Raw genomic sequence first — 21,879 nt, forward strand, 5'->3', positions numbered from 1 at the left:
TGTAAAAAGCACTTAACCATACGATGGTTAAGTGCTTTTTCACTTTTGTCTAAAATTGTATTAATTTGTGTTTGCTTTAGAAATTTTGTTATAATTTATAGGACATTGACAATAGGAGAGATATTGATGAATGGACTTAGAAGCGTAACTTTATGGACTACTAATTTAGAAGAAACAGAATCATTTTATAAAGATGTATTAGGACTAAACACTTTATTAAATAAAGACACAAATATATTACATGTTGGTGATGCAGATTTAGCTCCTGGTACAAGACTGATATTCAAGCAATATCTAGGGGAAAGTGAATCATTAGATACACATTTCTACGGTATAGCTTTAAGAGTGCCGACTGACTTTGCATTATATGAATATAAACAACAATTTGATAAATATGAAGTAACATATGAATCAGTTCAACAATTAAATGGTAAACATATGTTTAAGTTTTATGATAATAACGGACATGCTTTCCATATCATTTCTGATGAACTTAATTCAGGTGTACCACTCGGAACAGCATATGACAATGGTCCAATCAGTCCTATCCATCAAATCCAAGGTATTGGACCAGTTATGATTAAATCTCCAGAAACACAAGCTACTGGTTCATTATTAAAAAATATTTTTGAGTTGCAATTATTAGCAGAATACAAGACAATAGAAGATGAGGCTACACTCGTGTTCCAAATAGGTGCAGGTGGTAATGGTGGAGAGTTACATTTAGTAGATCATTCAGAACCTATTGAATCATTAAACCCACCAATAGAAAGAGTTGCATTTTCTATAGATGATTTAGAACATTTCGAGAACATTGTAAATCATGTTAAAGAAATTGAAATGGAACATCACATCATCCAACACGAAGCAGGACTTATTTCATTATTTATAAGAGATATCACTGGAATTATTATTACAATTACGTATGATACAGTGAATTAAAGGAGCGTTTAAAAATGTTACACGAAACTTGGAAAGACAATCATAATATTAAAAAGGTTGAAGTGATTCATACAGATGCAGCAAAATTTAAAGTATCTGATATGTTAACAGTCGGCAAAGTATATGATGTAGTTAATGAAACTGAAGAATATTATCAAATTATCGACAATTCAGGTCGTGTTGGTGGATTCTACAAAACGTATTTCAAAGAAGTATAATCAGAATATCAAATTTGAGAAAAGCTCTATATCATTTATAGATCTTTTCTCTTTTTAAGTTGTAGAAATGTGAAAATAAGGAGTAAATGAAGATGAATTTTAACAAATATAAAAATAATGACGAAACAATATATGAAGATGCTTTATCAATGATCGAATTAAACAAAAATATTTTATTAAAGGGACCAACTGGATCAGGTAAAACAAAATTAGCTGAAACAATTTCAATTGATATTAATAAACCTATGCATTCAGTGAACTGTTCTGTCGATTTAGATGCAGAGAGCTTACTTGGTTTTAAAACCATAGAAACAAACGATCAAGGCCATCAAGAAATTGTATTTATCGATGGACCAGTTATTAAAGCAATGAAAAATGGAGAATTACTCTATATAGATGAAATTAATATGGCGAAACCTGAAACTTTACCTATTTTAAATGGTGTACTTGATTTTAGACGTTCTTTAACTAACCCGTTCACTGGAGAAGTAGTACAAGCAAAAGAAGGATTCACTGTAATTGCAGCAATAAATGTAGGTTATATTGGAACATTACCAATGAATGAAGCGTTAAAAAACAGATTTGTTGTGCTAGATATAGATTATATCGATGGAGAAACATTAAAAACGATAATCAAAGAGCAAAGTAATTTAAAAGATGATTCAATTATTGATGAAATTATACAATTCAATAAAGATTTACGAGTAATGTCTAGTCAAGGTCAGATTTCAGAAGAATCTGCAAGTATTAGAGCACTTATTGACTTAGCTGATTTAGCCACAGTTATACCAGTTAGACGCGCAATTAAACGTGCCATCATTGATAAAATTGATGACGAACGCGAACAACAAGCCATACAAAATGCGATTGAATTAATTTTCGAGTAAGGAGTATATCATGAGTGATCGTTTTATATTATTTAATGATGAACAAATCGATGCACAACAAATTATGATGTTAACCGATTTAGCAAAACTATTACTTGAAGATCCAAACGTAAATGTTTCATTTCAAAAATTCCAGCACTATGATCCAATTCAAAATACATGTAATGTAAGTTTTAATTGGTTGCATCGACCAGAACACGTTACAAAAGCAGGACTAAAATCAGATATCATGCTTGATACAATCGGATTCAATCATACTGATCCTAGTATTTATAAAGATGTATTAAATGAAGATTTCGATCATATGGATTTTTTCAAACAATTGTTTATGCTTATCGAGGAATATAGACTCACAAACATCATTCTAGATCAAAGACCAGTGACTAAAAGAATGTTTCAACATCGATTGAACGTCAAACTTAAACAGAATAATAGTCAAATACAAGTCTATAAAACAAAAACAACTTACACTGATTTGTTATTTTTAACAATTGAACATGCAATACTAAATGAAAACTTCATTGATCACATTTCAATTAATGAAACCTATGATCACTTGTTAACACAATTATTTGGTAGATTAACAGATATATTCAATCTTAAAAATTCAGAAGACAGCTATAACTTATCCGTAAGTATTATGGTTCTCGTCGATTATCTACTAAAAGAAGACATGTTAAATCAATATTATCATTTGCCTGAACGTATTTACCGTGAATATGAAGAAACTTGGGATCTAGATGATATTAAACGAACAGATGCAGCACAAACAGATGATAGTAAGCAAAGTGAAGCAGACCAAGAAGATATCGTTACTGAAAATATTGAAACAAAATCTGCGGATAACAAAGGTGAAAATGATCATTATTTAGAAATGGAATTACATGAAGGTGAGAATAGTGATGTACTGTCAGACAACGAGCGCGAAGGTGATGCTTCGGATGATATGACAGATATGATGGAAAAGAAAGGTAAAGGCTCAAATGATACATTAGATAAGGAAGAAGGTGGTGCTCAAGGAGATCATAATCCTTATCAACTAAAAGGTATCAATCAAAATGTAAACCTTACATTTAACAAACCAGATATTACACCTGAAGATGTGATGAACTATAAAGAAGCAGTAGATAGTGTCCAATTTGAAATTAAAGATTTAACGAGTATTATTCAAAAATCTATGAATCATCAATATAGTGACGAAAGAAATAACTTAACAAAAGGTCGCTTACAAAAAAATCTACTCAATTGGTTTATTGACGATCAATACAAACTTTTCTATAAAAAAGACGCATTTAGTAAAAAACTAGATGCGACATTCACATTATTAGTAGATGCTTCAGCAAGTATGCATGACAAAATGGAAGAAACTAAAAAAGGTGTCGTACTATTTCATGAAACACTTAAAAATCTAGAAATTAAACATGAAATATTAGCATTCAGTGAAGATGCATTTGAAGCTGATAAATTGAATCAGCCAAATACAATTGAAGAATTGATCACCTATAATGAATCAACACTTAATCAAAATGATGCACGAATCATGACCCTTGAACCTCAAGACGATAATCGTGATGGAGTAGCAATACGCGTTGCTACACAACATTTGAAACAAAAACAAGAATCTCAAAAATTCTTAATTGTGTTCTCTGATGGTGAACCATCCGCATTTGATTACGCAGAAGACGGTATTATTGATACACACGAAGCTGTTATAGAAGCAGATAAACAAGGTATTTATGTATTTAATGTATTTTTAAATCAACATACGATTGATGAAGCCACTAAAAAGACCGTGAATAACATATATGGTAAACAAAGCTTATTTGTTGAAGGTGTGGAAAATTTACCATACCAACTTTCTCCTTTATTAAAGAAATTATTATTGCAGTCTATATAAATTTACTAAGAAATATTCACATTCTTTTTTAAATTTTCAGAAATTTCATATAGACGAAAACTATCTGCAGTGATAGAATATTAATTATTGTATGAGTTAAAAGGAGTAAAAATATGAACAAAAATACTTTTGTTGTAGGATTTATGTTATTTGCGATATTCTTTGGTGCAGGAAATTTAATTTTTCCACCAGCACTTGGATTATCAAGTGGTCATTTCTTCTGGCCAGCAATTTTTGGATTTGTAATTACAGGAATCGGTTTACCATTAGTCGGTGTTATTGCAGGTTCAATAGAAGAGAAGGGTTACAGAGTTTCATTAGGGAAGATTCATCCAGTATTTGCAATCGTGCTATTAGTTGCTATTTCATTAACAATTGGTCCACTATTTGCAATACCACGTACGGCAGCTACATCATTCGAAATGGGTATTACACCAATTTTAAATACAAATAGCTCAATGGCGTTATTTATATTTACACTAATTTATTTTGTAATTGTATTTTACTTAAGTTTCAACTCAAGTAAAATGGTCGACAAAGTAGGGGCTATATTAACACCTCTATTATTAATTTCAATTACTGTTTTAATTATCAAAGCTTTCATTACATTAAGTGGATCTGCACCAGTTGAAGGCGATCCAACTATTTATAGTAGTAGTAGTACAAGTTTTGGTAAAGGGTTCGTTGAAGGTTATTTAACAATGGACGCAATCGCTGCAATTGCATTTTCATTAATTGTAATTACTGCGATTAAAAGTAAGGGCGTAACAAAAGAAACTGGACTATTTAAACAAACAATTTTAGCAGGAGTTATTGCTGCGATCGCTTTAGGATTTATTTACATTTCATTAGGCTGGATCGGAAACCATATGAATGTTTCAGCCGATACTTTGAAAGAATTAAATGCTAATGGACAAAATATCGGAACGTATTTATTAACAACAGCCGCGCACATGGCGTTCGGTGAATTTGGTAAATATTTAATCGGTATTATTGTTGCACTTGCTTGTTTAACAACAGCAACTGGTTTAATCGTATCCGTGAGTGAGTTCTTCCACGAAATCATTCCTAAAATTTCTTATAAATGGTTTGTTACTATCTTTACAATTATTAGTTTTATCTTGTCTAACCAAGGTTTAACTACTGTAATTAAAGGATCATTACCAGTATTATTAGTACTATATCCTATAGCAATAACTGCGGTATTATTAATTGTATTAGCTAAATACGTTAAAACACCGCCAATTGCTCAACAACTATCAATTGCATTCGTAACAATTATCTCATTGATATCTGTTGTAAACCAAGTAGGATTAGCTAAAATTGCATTTATTCCGAAATTACCATTGGCTCAATTTCAAATGGAATGGATTCCATTTGCTGTCGTTGGATTTATAATCGGATTCATTATTGGTAAAGTTAAGAATCAAGCACCAATTGAATATAGCTAAGTAATATAAAAAAAGTACCTGTCAATTCTTTAACTGAATTGACAGGTACTTTTTATTAGGATTCAAATGTATTTCTAAGTTGATGTTGTTCATCTTTCAGTTGTAATAACTTTGTTTTTAAATCTTGTTCTAATGTTTGTAGCTCTTGCTCTGCTTGTTGTCGTTTTCTCGTACCATCTTCTTGAATTCTCAGTGTTTCTTGAATTGTATCTACAATGTTTGTTTGTGTCGTTTTTAAAGTTTCTATATCTACAATACCACGTTCATTCTCTTCAGCCGTTCTTATAGCGTTTTGTTTTAACATCTCAGAGTTCTTTAACAATAATTCATTTGTCGTGTCTGTCACTTTCTTCTGAGCTTCAGAAGCGCCTTGTTGTCTTAATAGTGTTAATGCAATGGCCATTTGATTTTTCCACAATGGAATACTTGTTAATATTGAACTTTGAATCTTCTCAGCTAAAGTTTGATTTATATTTTGTATCATTCTTATTTGAGGTGCAGATTGAAGGGTGATTTGGCGTGACAGTTGTAAATCATATATACGTTTTTCTAAACGATTAATATATTGTTGTAAATCAGCCAATTCTTGAGCATCCATTTGATTATTCGATGTTCTAACTTTATTTTCAAGTTTCACTAATTCATTCTTATTAAGTTCATCTCTTTTTTTCTCAGCAGCAGCAATATAAATATTAAGTGCATCGAAGTAGGCTTTGTTTTCTTCATATAGTTGATCTAATAATCCTACGTCTTTCATCAGCATATTTTGTGATTTTTGTAGTTCTACTGAAATACGATCAACTTGTGCACCGACTGACTGATACTTGCTAAACATTTCATTAACTGAACGTTCTGCACGTTTAAACAAACGTTTCAATTTAGATTTATTTTGCTTTTGTAATTCATCTGGGTCGACTTCTTTTAGTTTATTCATCAAGTTTCTTAAAGAATTACCAATAGGGCCGACGTCTTTTGATTGAACTTGAGTTAACATTTGATGTGAAAACTGAGACAATTTATTTTGAGCTTGTTGTCCATATAACAATAGGCCATCGTTATCTAATGGTTTAATTTGATTCGCAATTTCATTTATTTTTCTTTGATCTTCCTCAGAGAAGTTCTTCTCATATGTTGAAGTGACTTCACTTGATTGCTGTGTTTCTGGTTGTAATGCAGGTTGTTCATTAGATGTATCTTTAAATGGATCATCTATGAGATCATCAAATAAATTTTTATTCGTTTCAGTCATTGTTACGCTCCATTTCGTATTCATATTTTTGTTCTTTCTTAGTTAAATTAACTTTTTCTTTCGTAACTTCTGGAATAGCTTTTCTATAATTATTTCGATCTTTAGCCATATCTGCTAGTTCCATTTCAATATCAAGTTGATGGTAACTTGATTCATTAAGTTGTTTTAAATCTGCAACTAAAGTTCTCTTATTTTCATCAATTGTAAGCTTTGTTTGTTTTAATTTAGCTTTTTCTTCTTTAGATTTATTTGGCATACGTTGCAACATTGTGTAGTTATCAATTAAATTTACCGTATTGTCCAAATGAGAATAGAAGAAACTTTCAACTGTATAGAATTTTTCAGGTGATTGTTTTACCGTATTATATATTGTACGCGCTAGTTTTGCGACTTCGTTTAAATTCTTGAATTCATTATACGATCTAACACGCATGTAATTTTTATAAAGACGTTTAAGTTTTGGCTGAGCTTCATTTAATTGTTTTTTAATAAAATGATATTCACGTCGTGTTAATCCCATTTCTTTCAAAATCTTTCGTGAACTGAACCATTGAATAGGCATAAAACTAAATATATAAGAACCTACAAATACACCCATATCTATCAAGTAATGTAAATCCAATTGAAAAACACTAAATAAAAATGCGATAAATGATATTGGTACAGCGAGTAGTGCGCCCAATACATATGATAAATTATATTTCATTGTCATCTTCCTAATTATAACGTTTTGAAATGCTTCATATTATCCTCTAATGTCGTATCATCAACTGTATAACTTTCAACAATAGATGCAGGTGCAACTCCCTTGATCACACCATCTACAAATTGTTCCAAATGATGTTCATCACCACTTGCATAAATTTCAACGTAATCGTCGACATTTTCAACCGTACCAACTATATTATGCTTTTTAGCAAATTGAGCTGTGAAGAATCTAAATCCAACACCTTGGACACGGCCATATACTTTAATATGTTTTCCGTTCATCTGAATCACCTCATACTTCTATTATAAAGGGTTCCGAGTAAAAAAACTAATAATTAGAAACATCTTTACAAGCTATTTTCTTGATTTAATAAGCAATAAGATTTAAATTAATTCTAGGGCAAGATAATAAATAGGGGAGTTTTTAGATGTATAAAATCGTAACAATCCGAACAGATTATGAGGGATGGTGGCTGTTTGATGATTGGAAAGAACATATAATCAAAGAAATAGAATGTAACGATCAAGAACAAATGATAACTGAATATCAAAAACTTCTTGAAAAGTATCAAACTAAGTTCACAAATGAACTCGTAGGTAAACATAATATACATGCATTTTATAATAATTGTGAGTTAGCATACTGTGAAGATTGCGAAGAAGACATGCAAATTTTTTATAGTATTCTAGTATTAAATGACAACTCAATTTATACACCATTACCAAATTAATAAATTCTGAAAATATCTTAAATAGTATTGCATTTGAATATTTTGTGACGTATAATAAGTGATAGCAATATCGTTATTCCATATTGCAAATAACATTAATTATATTTGTGTTTTTTGTAATATGCGAATATCGCATATTGAATTTTAGTCTTGGAGGTTTCACATTATGAAACAAGGTACAGTAAAATGGTTTAACGCAGAAAAAGGATTTGGCTTTATTGAAATTGAAGGAGAAAATGACGTATTCGTACATTTCTCAGCAATTAACCAAGAAGGTTATAAATCTTTAGAAGAAGGTCAAGCAGTAGAATTCGAAGTAGTTGAAGGCGACCGTGGCCCACAAGCTGCAAACGTTGTAAAACTATAATATATATGAATTTGAACGACTAGAAAGAAACCCTAACTTCAGTTAGGGTTTCTTTTTTTGTGTTATAAAAATTTTAATGAATTTAGATTTTCAATTAATACCTATCCAATAAACCGATACCTCTAAAATACCAAAAATACAAACATCTCATTTTACATAAAATCCATATTTAATAATTATAGATTTAAAATGCAAAGTTAACAATATTGACATTAATTATTATTTACATATAAAAGGAAAAGTTTTACTATAAATGTAAGCGATTGCATAAAAGGAGGAGGGGAAAAATGAATTTATTATCTAATCTATTTAACCATTTAAATATTGGTAGATTTCATATTGGATATAAAGGCAGAAAAATTAAATGGTAAAATTAACTTCACATTTCAATAAAAAATTACACGTTGTTTTTTTATCCATTTGCTTATTAATTTTAGCAACATTCACACTATCAATTGGTATTGTATTACTCGCATTATTGAATATACAAAATCCAATTTATTTACTACTATTTATAAGTATTAACTTTGCATTGTCATTTATAATTTTACCTTATGTAATCGCAAATCACTTATACAAATTCAGAGTATTTAAGCTTGAAAAGGTCTTATTTTATAAGATCTTTTCTATTATTTCAATATTACTTATTCTAGTTTTAATTTTAGATTTGTACTTAAATGTAGTTTACTATTTTCTAGTTGTTTCTATTGCTGAAGAATATCTATTCAGAGAGATAATATTTAAGATTTTGCAAAAAGAATTCCCTATACTCTATGTATATATTATAGGGAGCATACTATTTGCCTTTGTATTACATATTAATGAACCGCTACTTATAAATTTAATTATCAGATTTCCTTCAGCACTGTTTTTAAACTTCTTAAGGAGTAAGTTTAATTTATTCACTTGTATCACAACACATTGGATTTATAACTTGATAGTTGTTGAATTTATTTAAAAAGGGAGTAAAAATGAAAAATTTAATTTTATTTTTTCTGATAAATTCTATTGTCTTTATTATTTTTGGATATATTGGCTTAGAAATAAATGTTTTTATCGTCACTATTTTAATAATATTAATACCTATTACTTTAAATAGCACTTTATTATTTTTAATGAAACAACACATCAGCCTTTCTTTAATATTCATTATTTCTTGTATTATTACTGTTTGTTATTATTTTTATAGTTTATATATAATGAATTTGCCTGGATATAAGAAATATATTGAAAATTCAAGTTTTAAAAATGGTGATTTTCAAATAGATGTACAATTCGATATGACATCATACTCTCAACTAATCACTAATTTTTCACTATACTTTATAACTTTATTTATTGTTAAAGTACTATTAATTAATCGGAGGTCTAAACATGCTTGAATTTAAAGATGTTAGTTATTCCTTCAAGAAATCAAAACAACCTATTTTAAAAAATATTAATTTCCAGATAAATAAAGGTGAAATTGTTGGTTTAGTAGGATCTAATGGGGCAGGTAAGACAACTTTAATGAAGCTAATAGCAAAATCAAGAAAGCCCTCAAAAGGATCTATATTTCTGAATGAAATTAATTTAAATGAAAAACCTAATTTATTAGACGATGTTGGTATCATGGTTGACCCTGTATTTTATCCACATTTATCTCCTAAAGAAAACATTGAATTTTATTTGGAAATTAACAATAAACTCAAATATATACGTGATATTGATTTCATTTTAGATCTAGTAGGATTATTACACGTTAAAAACAAACCAGTGAAGTCATTTTCTTTTGGTATGAAACAAAGATGTTGCTTAGCTATATGTCTAATAACTAGACCTAGTTTAGTCATAATGGATGAACCATTTGTTGGCTTAGATCCAGAAGGCGTTAGTAAACTTATAGACACCTTAAAATCATTTGCTAACGATAATGATATGACCATTTTAATTTCAAGTCATCAATTAAATGAATTACATGCTGTATGTAGTCGATACCTACATTTAAATAATGGAGAAATTAAGGCATTTGAAATGGACAATCGAAGAAAGAAAACCCTTTATTTTAATACACATTTTAATGATGACCTTATTAAAGATTTAACAGATAAATTTGATTTTATTATTGAAATTAAAGAAAACAAAATCATTATTGATGAAAACTCCGATGGTATGTCTCAAATACTAAATAAATTAAGCAAATCACACCATTTGATAAATGTAGAAGCTCATCAAAATGATTTATATCAATTATTCGACGAAAATGTGGTGAGTTAAAATGTTAGTAATTCCTATTTTAAAAAATATTTTTAAAATAAAAGCTGTATGGTTATTATTGATATTCTCAATTTATCCATTGTTAATTTTCATTGCTGAGTTAACTAAAAGTAATTTTATAACCTTTGAAGCGACAAATGGACATAAGATTGCATATATAGAACTTCTTCTTGCTATTCACGATACACAGTTACAATTTATGTTACCAATAATTATTATAGGATTTGTTTTCAGTCTGCAATATTTCGATGAAATTAATACCGGTAGATTGATACTGTTTAAGGATTTAAATAGGAAAAAGATATTTGATTCTAAATTAATTTCTTTAATGCTGATTTATGTGATTTATATCTCTAATTTGATGATTTCTTCTTATATCGTTTTCAAATTTTATGCAGTAAGAAAAGGATTGGGAACAAATACTTTGTTATACACAGACACATTGTATAACAAACAATTAATTCTACAATTATTAAGTTCATTAGGCACAGAAGTCTTATTAATATTTATCGCTCTATTATTATCTACTAAATTTAATACTGGTATTACAATAATTGGTGTTATTGTATCTGCAATGCTATTCAGGGCATCGACACTTTTAGGTAAAATTCAGTATCTATTACCAAGTGGACATTATAGTATTAGTAATCAAAATGAATTTAACTTTAGTATATTGATTATTATATGTTTGATTTTTGGTTATGCAACCATCATTTATTTAATTTCTTTAAAAATATTTAAACAAACGCAATTTTAAATATTTTAATTTATATAGACATAAGACAAAAACCAGTAATCTTTTAACTTGAGAAAAGATTACTGGTTTTAAATTCGTACTATATTTGTCGTCTATCTATTTCACGTCATTCAAAATTAATTGTTTTAATGTTTGTCGTTTTATAACTTCTCTTGCTTTTCCATCTTTAACAAACAATACTGATGGTTTTAGCATTTGATTATAATTAGAGCTCATTGAATAGTGATATGCGCCTGTTGATAAGACTGCAATATAATCTCCAATTTTCGTTGATTTTGGTAATTGCATATCTTTACCGATTAAATCTCCTGATTCACATAATTTACCTGCAATGGTAACTGCATGTGTATCTGTATCTTCACGATTAACTAATAAAGCTTCATATTGTGCATTATATAAGGCTGTTCTAATATGATCACTCATACCACCATCTATAGAGACGTAAGTATTAACGTTTGGTATTTCTTTAATTGTACCAACTTGATACAATGTCACTCCCGCTTCACCAACAATTGATCGTCCTGGTTCAATTGATATCTCTGGAATTTCCATATCATATTTTTGGCTATTTTCTTTTAGTGCATCTGTGATTAATTTAATACCATCTTCAATAGGGTAGCTTTTATCTTCATTTGTATATTGAATACTAAATCCGCCGCCTAAGTTCAATATTTCAATATTTATATTATTTTCTTTTAACCATTCAAATACAATTTGTATCGTATTGATTGTACCGTCCGCTTCAAAGATTTGAGATCCTATATGGAAATGTATACCTTTAAATTCAATCTTCTCAGATTGTTGTAACGCTTTAACACCTTCAAGTGCAGTACCATGTTTAATTGATAAGCCAAATTTGCTATCTTCTTGGCCAGTTTGTATGAATTCATGTGTATGTGCTTCTACACCTGGATTGACTCTTAAAACAGCTTTAATTGGCCTTGAAGCAAGTCGATTGATACGATTTATTTCATCTAATGAATCTATTACGAAATATTCAACACCGCTTTCAATAGCATATTCTATCTCTTCGTTTGTTTTATTGTTTCCGTGGAAGTGAATATTTGCTGGATTAAATCCGCTTGCCAATGCTGTATACAATTCTCCTTCAGAAACTACATCTAATCCCATTTCTTCTTCAGCCATTAATTTGAATAATTGAATACTACTAAATGCTTTAGAAGCATAAGATATATTATATGTTAATCCACTTTCTTTAAAAGCTTGATGAAATCTTCTACATTGATTTCTAATTTGATCTTCATCGTAAACAATAGTAGGGGTACCAAAGCTAGCTGCAATGGTCTTTAATGAAACGCCACCCATTGTTAATTCGCCTTGATTATTATATTTTACTGTCATGTTATAATCTCCTTTATTAATGAATGATGGTTTAGTGCACTGATTTGTTCAGAGTTTGCACCGACACCTTTAAATGTATATTCATCTATTCTAATATTATTACTATACAATGTGACAGTGTCGCCACTTTTAACAGTTGTATCGACTTCAACAAACATATGACTCATCATTAATCCACGTATAGGATATCGTTTGCCATTAATCAAAGCATCATGCTTAGCACGTGTCTTAAGTATGCCATCTCCATAGCCAATATCAACAACAGCTATTAAACAATCTTTATCTGCTGTAAATTGAAAGCTATATCCACATGTTTCACCTTGTTTAATGTCACGTACTTGTATGACATTCGCACTTACGGTGAAATTTTGTTCCGTGATTGTAGTAGGCAAGGTGCTATATGGTCTAGATCCATATAATATGATACCTAATCGTGCATGTGTATGTTGGTTTAACATACCATCTTCGCGTACATAACTTGCACTATTTTGTGCATGAATATAATTAAATTGATAACCTAAGTTTAATACATACTCTAAACACGTTAACCAATCATTTCTTTCGATTTGATATTCTTCAACATCAAATTCATCCGCATACCCAAAGTGTGTCCAGATGCCATCTACTATAAGTTGTTGTTCTGACGGCTGTTCATCGTTCGATTTCAATAGAACTTCCATTTCTGTTTGATCCTTTAATCCTGAACGATGCAGTAAATTTTCATATTCTAAATGTACCTTTATACCTGCTAATTGTGTTTTATATTCGTTATAAAATGATAAAGAAGGCATCGTCATTGCGATATCATATTGTTTTAATAAGTCGAAATGAACAGAAGCATTCATTAAGAATATATATACTGCATCGCTTAATTGACGTATTCGAATCGCTTCCTGTAATGAAGTTGTTGCAAATGTTGTAATGCCCGCTTCAATAAATGATGTCACGGCAAATTCTAATCCGAAATGATAAGCGTCATTTTTAACAACTGCCATAACAGGTTGATCTTTAACAACATGGTGGACATTTTGAATAAATTTTCTTTCATCAATTGTTATACTTGCAACCATTATTCATTCTCTCCTTGTGTTAATAATGCCATATAGTAGTCTGCTACGGAGATTAAGACTTCTTCGTCAAAATTCAATCGATTCGTATGCAAACCATATACGAAATCTTTTTCGACATTTTTCGTTCCAAAGAATACAAAGTAACTTGGTGCGAGTGTTTTATAAAAACTAAAGTCTTCACCGAACAGGTATGGCTTTTCTAATTCATGTTGTTCTAATCCTACATGTGATAATGCTTGTTTAACTTCATCATTTAACAGTGCATCATTCATAGTAGGGGGATAACCTTCAGCAAATTTCACTTCACACGTTACACCGTATAATAATTCTACGCTATCAGCAATTTTCTGCATTTGTTCTTTAACTACTTGTAAATCAAGTACATCATACGTACGTATAGTACCTTCTAAATAACCATTTTGTGGCACAGTATTAATCGCTTCTCCAACGTTAAATTGTCCGATATGTACGATATTTCTGTTTAAACCATTCAAATGGAATTGTTGGATTTGGCTGACTTGAGTTAGCACATGCATCAAAGCTTCAGATGCTGCTTTTCCTTCTTCTTTGCTTGCTACATGACTTGATAAGCCATTTAAATAAAATCTATACTCAGTAGCACTTGCTGTGATTTCATCATTTTTAAATGCAACTGTGCCAACATCTTCAAAGGGCATGATATGTATGCCAAATATTTTATTGATGTTATATTTTTCAAACACATTTGATTTTATTAATTGATTTGCACCAGCTTCTGTTTCTTCAGAAGGTTGGAATATAAATACAACATTGTGTGGTAGCTTACCTTGATCATATAGTGATTTACATCTTTTAGCGAATAACATAAGTGCAGTAGTATGACCATCGTGACCACATGCATGCATCACTTGATCATTTTTACTTTTATATCTAATATCATTCGCTTCTTGAATAGGTAAGGCATCAATGTCAGCTCTATATGCAATTGTCTGATTTGAGTTTCCTTCTAAATATCCAATAACCCCTGTATCGATAGGGCGTTCATATGTAATGTTTAAATCTTGCAAAAATGACGCAATAAATTCTGTAGTCTCATATTCTTGCATACTTAATTCTGGATGTTCATGTAAGTATCTTCTAGTTTCTTTAACAAATTTTAATTCAGACATTTAACTCAGTCCTTTATTCTTTGTGTTTATTTTTGATTTTAGAAAAATGAGACTGAAACAATATATGTCTCGGTCTCTCATTTTTCTTATATTTTTAGTTTTATTGATTTAAATTACGTAATGCTGAAACAATTTCTTTTTTACCGTCTTCTACGTCAGCTGATTGCTTAATTACTTTAGCTGGTGTACCAGCAACAACTGCACCGGCAGGAACATCTTTAGTAACAATTGCGCCAGCAGCAACAATCGCACCTTTACCAACACGAACACCTTCAAGAATTACAGCATTTGCTCCGATTAATACATCATCTTCAATAATGACAGGTGAAGCACTAGGTGGTTCAATAACACCTGCTAATACTGATCCTGCACCAACGTGAACATTTTTACCAGTCGTTGCACGACCGCCTAAAGTTGCATTCATATCAATCATCGTACCTTCGCCAACAACTGCACCAATATTAATTGTTGCACCCATCATAACAACAGCACCATCTTCAATGACTGCATGTTCTCTAATAAACGAACCTGGTTCAATACGTGCATTTGTATTTGTTAAGTCTTTTAAAGGAATTGCTGAATTACGACGATCTTGTTCGATTTCTAAGTCAGTTATAATAGAAGCGTTTTGCTCATAAAAAGCTTTCCAATCTTTTGCGTCACAGAAAATTGTCTTAGACGTTTCTGACCCGAATACTTTGAATGTAGTAGGGAATTCAACATTATCAAATGTCCCGTTTGCATACACCTTTAAAGGTGTTACTTTTTCTGAATCACTAATATATTGAATAATTTCTTCTGCTGTAAAATCTTTGACCATTTTAATTTCTCTCCTCGTTTAAGTTGTTATAAGTATAGTAACCATTTTCTTTATTTACTAATATATCCGCAACGTTTATTGCACCATTAGCGAAAATATCTTTTGATTGTGCACGATGTGTAATTTCAATTGTTTCATCGTGACCAGCGAACAATACTTGATGTTCTCCCACAATCGTACCACCTCTTTGTGAACTAATGCCAATCTCAGAGGGTTCTCTTTTTTCATTTTTTTCATGTCTATCATATACAGGTGTTGATTGTTCTCTTTTTTCTTTAATTGCATCATATAATTGTACAAGTGTCCCACTAGGTGAATCTACTTTTTTATTATGATGTTTTTCTAACATTTCAATATCAAAGTCTTCTAATAGTGGTACTGCATATTGAATGATTTCTTTTAAAATATGCACACCGTAGCTCATATTTGCACTAAAGAATACGGGCATTTGCGTTGATTTTTCTTTTAACTTTTCAATAATTTCTTCTTTTTCTCCTGTTGTTGCAATCACTAAAGGCAAATTAAAATCTTCATCTAATAGTGGTACTAACAATTCCGGATTTGAAAAGTCGATAGCAACATCCGCTTCAGGTACTAAAGTCATTGAGTTAAAAGCAGGGTAGGGATATTCCTTCGTTGGATCTTTAACGACTACACCAACGATTTCATTTCCACGTTCTTCTGCAAGTCTAGCAACTCGTTCATTCATTGCGCCATAACCGATTAATAAAATTCTCATTGTTTTACACCATCTTTAAATGTATTAAATGCTTCGCTTAACACTTTTTGTTCATTTTCTTCTAACGTTACAAGTGGTAGTCTCACTTCGTAATGACCAAAACCAAGTTCTGAAGTTAATAATTTAATAGGTACAGGATTAACATCGACACTTAATGCGTCTAATAATGTCAACATATTATGATTTAACTTTTCAGCGTTCTCTAATTGATTATTAGAAACCTCATCAAATAATTGTTGTGTTTCAAATGGAACAGCATTTGCAACTACTGATATAAGTCCTTCTCCACCTAATTTGTAATAGTCAAGCATATTATCATCGTTACCGCTATATAATGCAAAATCACTTGGTAATTGCTCTTTTAAAGCTTTTGCATATTCCAAGTCACCAGTGGCATCTTTCAAGGCAACGATATAAGGATGCTCACTCAATTTCAATACAGTATCAATCTCAATTGTCATATTTGTTCTTGAAGGAACATTATATAATACAACTGGTAGTTCAACTTCATTTGCAATTGTTGTAAAGTGAGCAATTAATCCACGTTGAGACGTCTTATTATAATAAGGTGTAATGAGCATAATTGCGTCAACACCTAATTCTTTCGCTTTTATGGATGCCTCAATTGAAGCTTGTGTGTTATTTGTACCTGTACCAGCAATCACTGGTACACGTCCATTAATTTTTTTAATACCAACTTCTAGTAATTCATTTCTTTCTTCTGATGTTAAAGTTGGATTTTCTGCAGTAGTACCGTTGATAATAATACTTTTAACGCCATTTTCTATTAAGAACTCTATATGATTTTCAAATGCTTCGTAGTCTACATCCTCATTTGTGAATGGTGTTGTAAGCGCAACGCCTACACCTGTAAAAATATGTGACATACTTGACACTCCTTGTTTTATTTATTTAATTGCATAACTTGTTCTAATACTTGAACTGCATTTAAACTTGCGCCTTTAAGTAAATTATCTGAAGTACACCAAATATGGAAAGTATTCTCTAATGACTCGTCTTTACGAATACGTCCAACAAAGACCTCATCTTTACCCGTAGCATGAATCGCTAATGGATATTGATTATTTTGTACATCATCTACAAGAACGACACGCGCATCTTCATCAAATAAATGTTTTAAATCTTCTACAGTTGCTTTTTTTTCTAATGTTACATTGATGTGTACACTATGACTGTCTTGAACAGGTACACGTACACATGTTGCTGTAACATTTAATGATGGTTGACTTAAAATCTTTCTAGTTTCATCAATCATTTTTTGTTCTTCTTTTGTATAACCATCTTCTTGGAATACATCAATATGTGGTAATACATTGTTATAAATAGGGTGGGGATAGTTCTTCGGTGCTTCTCCCTTTTCACCATTTGATAAATCTTCACGACCTGCTAATCCAGAACCTGACACAGCTTGATAAGTTGTGTATGCGACTCTTTTTAAACCATATGAATCTAATAAAGGTTTAAGTGGTACGACAGATTGAATTGTTGAACAGTTTGGATTTGCAATAATTTTACGATCTAATTTAGGTTCGTTTACTTCAGGAACAATTAAATCAATGCCTTCATGCATTCTCCATTGACTTGAATTATCTATAACGATAGCACCATGTTTTTCAAATAGTGGGGCGAACGTTTTACTTGTACCGCCACCTGCACTCATGATGACATAATCAAATTGACCACCCGTCTTTTCTTCAGTTAATGCTTCTACGATATATGTTTTGCCTTGGAATTCAATTTCTTTTCCGGCTGATTTTGGTGATGAAAATAATACGAGTTCATCAAATGGAATTTGTTTTCTATCTAATACTTCTAATACTTTTTCTCCTACTAAACCTGTTGCACCAACAACTGCTAATTTTGTCATTTTATTCACTCCATTATCAATTATATATTAAACGCTTTACTCAAAGTTCGAACGGCATGTTCACCTAATTCTCGATCAACAACATATGAAATACTAATTTCTGAAGTCGTCGTTTGGTAAAAATGAATGTCATTACTAATTAAAGTACGAAATGCTTTAGAAGCAATACCTGACATGTCTCTCATACCTGTTCCAATGACTGAGAGCTTAGCATAATTATCTTTCATTTTGTACTGAAGGTGAGGGTAAATCACCATTAATTCTTCAATAATTTGTTCAATTTCTACAACATCAGAATCTTTAATTGTAAAAGAAAGCTGCAATCCTTGTTGATTCTCAATTTGAGATATCATATCAACATTCATTGATGATGCCTCTAATGAATCAAATAATTTTTGTAATAAATCAAAGTTCTGCATAGGATATGTTAAAGTCACGTGTATCATATGTGAATCTAATGCAACTCCTGTCACTGCTTTTTTCTCTAATATTTCTGCTTGTGGCATAATCCATGTTCCTTTCACGTTTGATAATGTTCTTCCAAGATAAATTGGAATGTTGTAATTTTTAGCGATTTCAACGCTTCTTGATTCTAATACACCAGCACCTAGTGCACTCATCTCCATCATTTCTTCAAAGGAGACTTGTTCTAGCAACTTAGCTTCTTTATAAACTCTAGGATCTGTACCATAAACACCATCAACGTCTGTATAAATTTCACAAGACGTATCCATTTGTGCTGCTATGGCTACTGCTGTTGTATCCGAACCACCACGACCTAAAGTCGTAATTTCTAAATGATCATTCACGCCTTGGAAACCTGCAACGACAAGCACATCATTCGTTTCGAATGCCGCTTCAAATCGTTCTCCATCAATTTCAACAATCTTGCTCTTCAAATGATGACCTTCTGTTTTAATACCAGCTTGATAACCTGTCATTGCCTTAGTGTTAACACCAATATCATTTAACACCATAGACAGATATGAAATGGTTTGTTGTTCGCCAGTGGTTAAAAGTAGAGCCAAATGTTCATCTTTAGGCTGAGTCGTAAGCGTAGCAATATTCTCTAACAGCGTATCAGTTGTTTTACCCATTGCACTTACAACGACAATCAATTTTTCTCCATTATCTATCCGTAATTTCAACATATGTGCGATATTTTTAATTTTATTAAAATCTCCCACAGACGTACCACCGAATTTTAAAACACTTTGATTCACTATAATTCCTCCTATAAAATCGAGAGGACAACGCCTTAATATAAATAAAAAACAAGTTCGGGATGCGAACTTGTTTAAAATTATATATACAAGTGATGCACTCCATTATTCTTAAGATAATGACAGACACTTAGCTCTTAACCTGAATGTCCAACATAATACTTCTGCAAAAAATATTATATTTCGGCATCGCACCCTTTCGCTCCTCCAAGATTGCAGTCTAATAGGGGAGTTACTCATGATTGATGCGCCTCATCAAAAACATATTCAATTGGTATGCATTCATTATACATAGAATGAATATTCATGTAAAGAGAGAAAACAGATAAATTAAAAAACTCTAAAAATTCTATACATCTTTACGAAAAAAATAAGAGCTGGTTCACAATTATATGTGATCCAGCTCTTATAGATTTATAGTGTACTAATTAATTATATACACCTTGATCTTTTAAGTATTCTTCATAAGTGATTTCTTTAGAAACTGCGCCATCTTCTTTTAAGTCGATTACGCGATTTGCGATTGTATTAATAAATTCAAAGTCATATGAAGTGAATATTAAAGAACCTTTGAAGTTCTTCAATCCATCATTCACTGCAGTGATACTTTCTAAGTCTAAGTGGTTTGTTGGTTCATCTAATAATAGTACGTTAGAATTTGATAACATCATTTTACTTAACATACATCTTACTTTCTCTCCACCAGAAAGGACACTTGCTTTTTTCTTAACTTCTTCACCACTAAATAACATACGACCTAAGAATCCTCTTAAGAATGTTTCCGTTTGTTCTTCAGGTGGTGCATATTGTCTTAACCAATCTACTAAACTCATATTGATACCTTCAAAGAATTCTGAGTTATCTTTTGGTAAATATGATTGAGACGTAGTTACGCCCCATTTAACTGAACCTTCATCAGGTTCCATTTCACCTGCTAAAATACGAAGTAGGGTAGTTTTAGCAATTTCACTTTCTCCTATTAATACTGCTTTATCATTAGGATTCATTGTGAATGAAACATTATCCAATACTTTATTGCCGTCTATTGTTTTTGAAACATTTTGTACTTGTAACAATTCATTACCAATTTCTCTTTCAATATTGAAATTAACAAATGGGTATCTTCTAGATGAAGGTTGAATATCATCAAGTTCAATTTTATCAAGCATTTTCTTACGACTTGTTGCTTGTTTTGATTTAGATGCGTTCGCACTAAATCGAGCTATAAAGTCTTGTAATTCTTTAATGCGTTCTTCTTTTTTCTTATTTTGGTCTTGTGCCATTTGTGAAGCTAATTGGCTTGACTGATACCAGAAGTCATAGTTACCGACAAATAATTGAATTTTCCCGTAATCTAAATCGGCAATGTGTGTACACACATTATTCAAGAAATGTCTATCATGTGATACTACAATAACTGTATTCTCAAAATTGATTAAGAAGTCTTCTAACCATGCAATTGCTTGAATATCTAAACCATTGGTAGGCTCATCTAGTAATAGAACGTCTGGATCGCCGAATAAACTTTGCGCTAGTAAGACTTTTACTTTTTGATTATTTTCTAGTTCTGACATTTGTTTATCATGCAATTCATCTTTAATTCCTAAACCTGAAAGCAAAACAGATGCATCCGCTTCAGCATTCCATCCATTCATTTCAGCAAATTCACCTTCAAGTTCTGCTGCACGCATACCGTCTTCATCAGAAAAATCAGGTTTCATGTAAATTTCGTTCTTTTCAGTCATTACGCTCCATAATTTTTCATGACCTTTAAGTACAACTTCGATTACTTTTTCATCTTCGTGAGAAAAGTGATCCTGTTTTAAAACTGCTAAACGTTCATCTTTACCAAGGGAAACATGACCTGATTGTGAATCTAATTCACCTGATAAAACTTTTAAGAACGTTGATTTACCTGCGCCGTTAGCACCAATAAGTCCGTAACAGTTACCTGGCGTGAACTTAATATTTACATCTTCAAATAGCTTACGATCACCAAATCGTAAACTTATATTAGTAACTTGTAACATTAAATGACTCCTTTTCATTAATACTTCTACCGATGAATTATATCATAAATGAAACAAAAATGGGCAAGAGATTGAACAGTCGTTACACGAAGTAAAATGCATGTTATAATAAATAAACGAATAATATAAGAATGGA

23 protein-coding genes and 1 riboswitch are annotated in these 21,879 nt (G+C 31.0%); of the genes, 11 read left to right on the plus strand and 12 right to left on the minus strand.

The features are described from left to right. Positions 1-126 precede the first annotated feature (126 nt). From P3U32_RS06945 to brnQ, 5 genes are all read left to right on the plus strand, one after another. A complete protein-coding gene (locus P3U32_RS06945) occupies positions 127-942 on the plus strand; it encodes a VOC family protein (RefSeq protein ID WP_323702380.1) in 816 nt (271 codons plus the stop codon). A gap of 14 nt (positions 943-956) precedes the next feature. Then, the gene (locus P3U32_RS06950) at positions 957-1,160 is read left to right on the plus strand and encodes a DUF6501 family protein (RefSeq protein WP_323702381.1); all 204 of its coding nucleotides are present in this window, start codon (positions 957-959) and stop codon (positions 1,158-1,160) included. A 92-nt stretch (positions 1,161-1,252) separates the two neighbouring features. Continuing rightward, complete coding sequence (locus P3U32_RS06955) at positions 1,253-2,047, plus strand: ATP-binding protein (RefSeq protein ID WP_323702382.1); 795 nt, start codon at positions 1,253-1,255, stop codon at positions 2,045-2,047. Positions 2,048-2,057: 10 nt separating this feature from the next. Then, positions 2,058-3,944, plus strand: coding sequence for a vWA domain-containing protein (locus P3U32_RS06960; RefSeq protein WP_323702383.1), 1,887 nt, complete (start codon positions 2,058-2,060; stop codon positions 3,942-3,944). A 113-nt stretch (positions 3,945-4,057) separates the two neighbouring features. Beyond that, a complete protein-coding gene (gene brnQ / locus P3U32_RS06965; protein ID WP_323702384.1) occupies positions 4,058-5,395 on the plus strand; it encodes a branched-chain amino acid transport system II carrier protein in 1,338 nt (445 codons plus the stop codon). A gap of 55 nt (positions 5,396-5,450) precedes the next feature. Here brnQ and P3U32_RS06970 read toward each other — a convergent pair whose 3' ends face one another. Genes P3U32_RS06970 through P3U32_RS06980 form a run of 3 tightly spaced genes read right to left on the minus strand, consistent with a single transcriptional unit; the run spans position 5,451 to position 7,634 of the window. Beyond that, positions 5,451-6,644, minus strand: a complete 1,194-nt coding sequence (locus tag P3U32_RS06970) for a toxic anion resistance protein (protein WP_323702385.1) — start codon at positions 6,642-6,644, stop codon at positions 5,451-5,453. Next, the gene (locus tag P3U32_RS06975) at positions 6,637-7,350 is read right to left on the minus strand and encodes a 5-bromo-4-chloroindolyl phosphate hydrolysis family protein (protein WP_323702386.1); all 714 of its coding nucleotides are present in this window, start codon (positions 7,348-7,350) and stop codon (positions 6,637-6,639) included. The genes P3U32_RS06970 and P3U32_RS06975 overlap by 8 nt, the downstream gene beginning before the upstream one ends. A gap of 14 nt (positions 7,351-7,364) precedes the next feature. Continuing rightward, positions 7,365-7,634, minus strand: coding sequence for an acylphosphatase (locus P3U32_RS06980; protein ID WP_323702387.1), 270 nt, complete (start codon positions 7,632-7,634; stop codon positions 7,365-7,367). Positions 7,635-7,780: 146 nt separating this feature from the next. On the opposite strand from P3U32_RS06980, the gene P3U32_RS06985 reads away from it, so the two are divergent. From P3U32_RS06985 to P3U32_RS07000, 6 genes are all read left to right on the plus strand, one after another. Then, positions 7,781-8,083 carry a DUF1033 family protein gene (locus P3U32_RS06985; RefSeq protein ID WP_323702388.1) on the plus strand — a complete coding sequence of 101 codons (303 nt, stop codon included), beginning with the start codon at positions 7,781-7,783 and terminating at the stop codon, positions 8,081-8,083. 166 nt (positions 8,084-8,249) lie between these two features. Then, positions 8,250-8,450, plus strand: coding sequence for a cold shock protein CspA (cspA, locus tag P3U32_RS06990; protein WP_016912585.1), 201 nt, complete (start codon positions 8,250-8,252; stop codon positions 8,448-8,450). A gap of 364 nt (positions 8,451-8,814) precedes the next feature. Then, complete coding sequence (locus P3U32_RS12805) at positions 8,815-9,408, plus strand: CPBP family glutamic-type intramembrane protease (RefSeq protein WP_416361216.1); 594 nt, start codon at positions 8,815-8,817, stop codon at positions 9,406-9,408. Positions 9,409-9,421: 13 nt separating this feature from the next. Then, entirely contained in the window at positions 9,422-9,832 is a 411-nt protein-coding gene (locus P3U32_RS12810; RefSeq protein ID WP_416361217.1) for an Msa family membrane protein, read from the plus strand. After that, complete coding sequence (locus tag P3U32_RS06995) at positions 9,825-10,706, plus strand: ABC transporter ATP-binding protein (RefSeq protein ID WP_323702394.1); 882 nt, start codon at positions 9,825-9,827, stop codon at positions 10,704-10,706. Before P3U32_RS12810 ends, P3U32_RS06995 begins: the two co-directional genes overlap by 8 nt. A 1-nt stretch (position 10,707) precedes the next feature. After that, on the plus strand, positions 10,708-11,463 hold the full coding sequence (locus tag P3U32_RS07000) for a hypothetical protein (protein WP_323702395.1): 756 nt from the start codon (positions 10,708-10,710) through the stop codon (positions 11,461-11,463). A 96-nt stretch (positions 11,464-11,559) separates the two neighbouring features. On the opposite strand, the gene lysA is transcribed toward P3U32_RS07000, so the two are convergent. The 9 genes from lysA to P3U32_RS07045 all read right to left on the minus strand — a co-directional run bounded on the left by lysA (position 11,560) and on the right by P3U32_RS07045 (position 21,743). Continuing rightward, positions 11,560-12,825, minus strand: coding sequence for a diaminopimelate decarboxylase (gene lysA / locus P3U32_RS07005; RefSeq protein WP_323702396.1), 1,266 nt, complete (start codon positions 12,823-12,825; stop codon positions 11,560-11,562). Next, complete coding sequence (alr, locus tag P3U32_RS07010) at positions 12,822-13,895, minus strand: alanine racemase (RefSeq protein ID WP_323702397.1); 1,074 nt, start codon at positions 13,893-13,895, stop codon at positions 12,822-12,824. The genes lysA and alr overlap by 4 nt, the downstream gene beginning before the upstream one ends. After that, positions 13,895-15,043 carry a M20 metallopeptidase family protein gene (locus P3U32_RS07015; protein WP_323702398.1) on the minus strand — a complete coding sequence of 383 codons (1,149 nt, stop codon included), beginning with the start codon at positions 15,041-15,043 and terminating at the stop codon, positions 13,895-13,897. The genes alr and P3U32_RS07015 overlap by 1 nt, the downstream gene beginning before the upstream one ends. A gap of 100 nt (positions 15,044-15,143) precedes the next feature. Continuing rightward, entirely contained in the window at positions 15,144-15,863 is a 720-nt protein-coding gene (gene dapD / locus P3U32_RS07020; protein ID WP_323702399.1) for a 2,3,4,5-tetrahydropyridine-2,6-dicarboxylate N-acetyltransferase, read from the minus strand. A 1-nt stretch (position 15,864) separates the two neighbouring features. Further along, positions 15,865-16,602, minus strand: coding sequence for a 4-hydroxy-tetrahydrodipicolinate reductase (dapB, locus tag P3U32_RS07025; RefSeq protein ID WP_323702400.1), 738 nt, complete (start codon positions 16,600-16,602; stop codon positions 15,865-15,867). Next, on the minus strand, positions 16,599-17,489 hold the full coding sequence (dapA, locus tag P3U32_RS07030) for a 4-hydroxy-tetrahydrodipicolinate synthase (protein WP_323702401.1): 891 nt from the start codon (positions 17,487-17,489) through the stop codon (positions 16,599-16,601). Before dapA ends, dapB begins: the two co-directional genes overlap by 4 nt. Before the next feature lie 17 nt (positions 17,490-17,506). Continuing rightward, positions 17,507-18,490 carry an aspartate-semialdehyde dehydrogenase gene (locus P3U32_RS07035; protein WP_323702402.1) on the minus strand — a complete coding sequence of 328 codons (984 nt, stop codon included), beginning with the start codon at positions 18,488-18,490 and terminating at the stop codon, positions 17,507-17,509. A gap of 20 nt (positions 18,491-18,510) precedes the next feature. Then, on the minus strand, positions 18,511-19,713 hold the full coding sequence (locus P3U32_RS07040) for an aspartate kinase (protein WP_323702403.1): 1,203 nt from the start codon (positions 19,711-19,713) through the stop codon (positions 18,511-18,513). An 87-nt stretch (positions 19,714-19,800) separates the two neighbouring features. Continuing rightward, a riboswitch (Lysine riboswitch) is annotated at positions 19,801-19,977 on the minus strand. 164 nt (positions 19,978-20,141) lie between these two features. Next, positions 20,142-21,743, minus strand: coding sequence for an ABC-F family ATP-binding cassette domain-containing protein (locus P3U32_RS07045; RefSeq protein ID WP_323702404.1), 1,602 nt, complete (start codon positions 21,741-21,743; stop codon positions 20,142-20,144). Positions 21,744-21,879: the final 136 nt, after the last annotated feature.

Origin of the sequence: Mammaliicoccus sp. Dog046, assembly GCF_034039665.1 — a bacterium.
Taxonomy (GTDB): Bacteria; Bacillota; Bacilli; order Staphylococcales; family Staphylococcaceae; genus Mammaliicoccus.

Excerpts from the sequence above, each read along its gene's own strand:
- P3U32_RS06945 (WP_323702380.1), top strand. The coding sequence starts at position 127 with ATGAATGGACTTAGAAGCGTAACTTTATGGACTACTAATTTAGAAGAA.
- P3U32_RS06950 (WP_323702381.1), top strand. The coding sequence starts at position 957 with ATGTTACACGAAACTTGGAAAGACAATCATAATATTAAAAAGGTTGAA.
- P3U32_RS06955 (WP_323702382.1), top strand. The coding sequence starts at position 1,253 with ATGAATTTTAACAAATATAAAAATAATGACGAAACAATATATGAAGAT.
- P3U32_RS06960 (WP_323702383.1), top strand. The coding sequence starts at position 2,058 with ATGAGTGATCGTTTTATATTATTTAATGATGAACAAATCGATGCACAA.
- brnQ (WP_323702384.1), top strand. The coding sequence starts at position 4,058 with ATGAACAAAAATACTTTTGTTGTAGGATTTATGTTATTTGCGATATTC.
- P3U32_RS06970 (WP_323702385.1), bottom strand. The coding sequence starts at position 6,644 with ATGACTGAAACGAATAAAAATTTATTTGATGATCTCATAGATGATCCA.
- P3U32_RS06975 (WP_323702386.1), bottom strand. The coding sequence starts at position 7,350 with ATGAAATATAATTTATCATATGTATTGGGCGCACTACTCGCTGTACCA.
- P3U32_RS06980 (WP_323702387.1), bottom strand. The coding sequence starts at position 7,634 with ATGAACGGAAAACATATTAAAGTATATGGCCGTGTCCAAGGTGTTGGA.
- P3U32_RS06985 (WP_323702388.1), top strand. The coding sequence starts at position 7,781 with ATGTATAAAATCGTAACAATCCGAACAGATTATGAGGGATGGTGGCTG.
- cspA (WP_016912585.1), top strand. The coding sequence starts at position 8,250 with ATGAAACAAGGTACAGTAAAATGGTTTAACGCAGAAAAAGGATTTGGC.
- P3U32_RS12805 (WP_416361216.1), top strand. The coding sequence starts at position 8,815 with ATGGTAAAATTAACTTCACATTTCAATAAAAAATTACACGTTGTTTTT.
- P3U32_RS12810 (WP_416361217.1), top strand. The coding sequence starts at position 9,422 with ATGAAAAATTTAATTTTATTTTTTCTGATAAATTCTATTGTCTTTATT.
- P3U32_RS06995 (WP_323702394.1), top strand. The coding sequence starts at position 9,825 with ATGCTTGAATTTAAAGATGTTAGTTATTCCTTCAAGAAATCAAAACAA.
- P3U32_RS07000 (WP_323702395.1), top strand. The coding sequence starts at position 10,708 with ATGTTAGTAATTCCTATTTTAAAAAATATTTTTAAAATAAAAGCTGTA.
- lysA (WP_323702396.1), bottom strand. The coding sequence starts at position 12,825 with ATGACAGTAAAATATAATAATCAAGGCGAATTAACAATGGGTGGCGTT.
- alr (WP_323702397.1), bottom strand. The coding sequence starts at position 13,895 with ATGGTTGCAAGTATAACAATTGATGAAAGAAAATTTATTCAAAATGTC.
- P3U32_RS07015 (WP_323702398.1), bottom strand. The coding sequence starts at position 15,043 with ATGTCTGAATTAAAATTTGTTAAAGAAACTAGAAGATACTTACATGAA.
- dapD (WP_323702399.1), bottom strand. The coding sequence starts at position 15,863 with ATGGTCAAAGATTTTACAGCAGAAGAAATTATTCAATATATTAGTGAT.
- dapB (WP_323702400.1), bottom strand. The coding sequence starts at position 16,602 with ATGAGAATTTTATTAATCGGTTATGGCGCAATGAATGAACGAGTTGCT.
- dapA (WP_323702401.1), bottom strand. The coding sequence starts at position 17,489 with ATGTCACATATTTTTACAGGTGTAGGCGTTGCGCTTACAACACCATTC.
- P3U32_RS07035 (WP_323702402.1), bottom strand. The coding sequence starts at position 18,490 with ATGACAAAATTAGCAGTTGTTGGTGCAACAGGTTTAGTAGGAGAAAAA.
- P3U32_RS07045 (WP_323702404.1), bottom strand. The coding sequence starts at position 21,743 with ATGTTACAAGTTACTAATATAAGTTTACGATTTGGTGATCGTAAGCTA.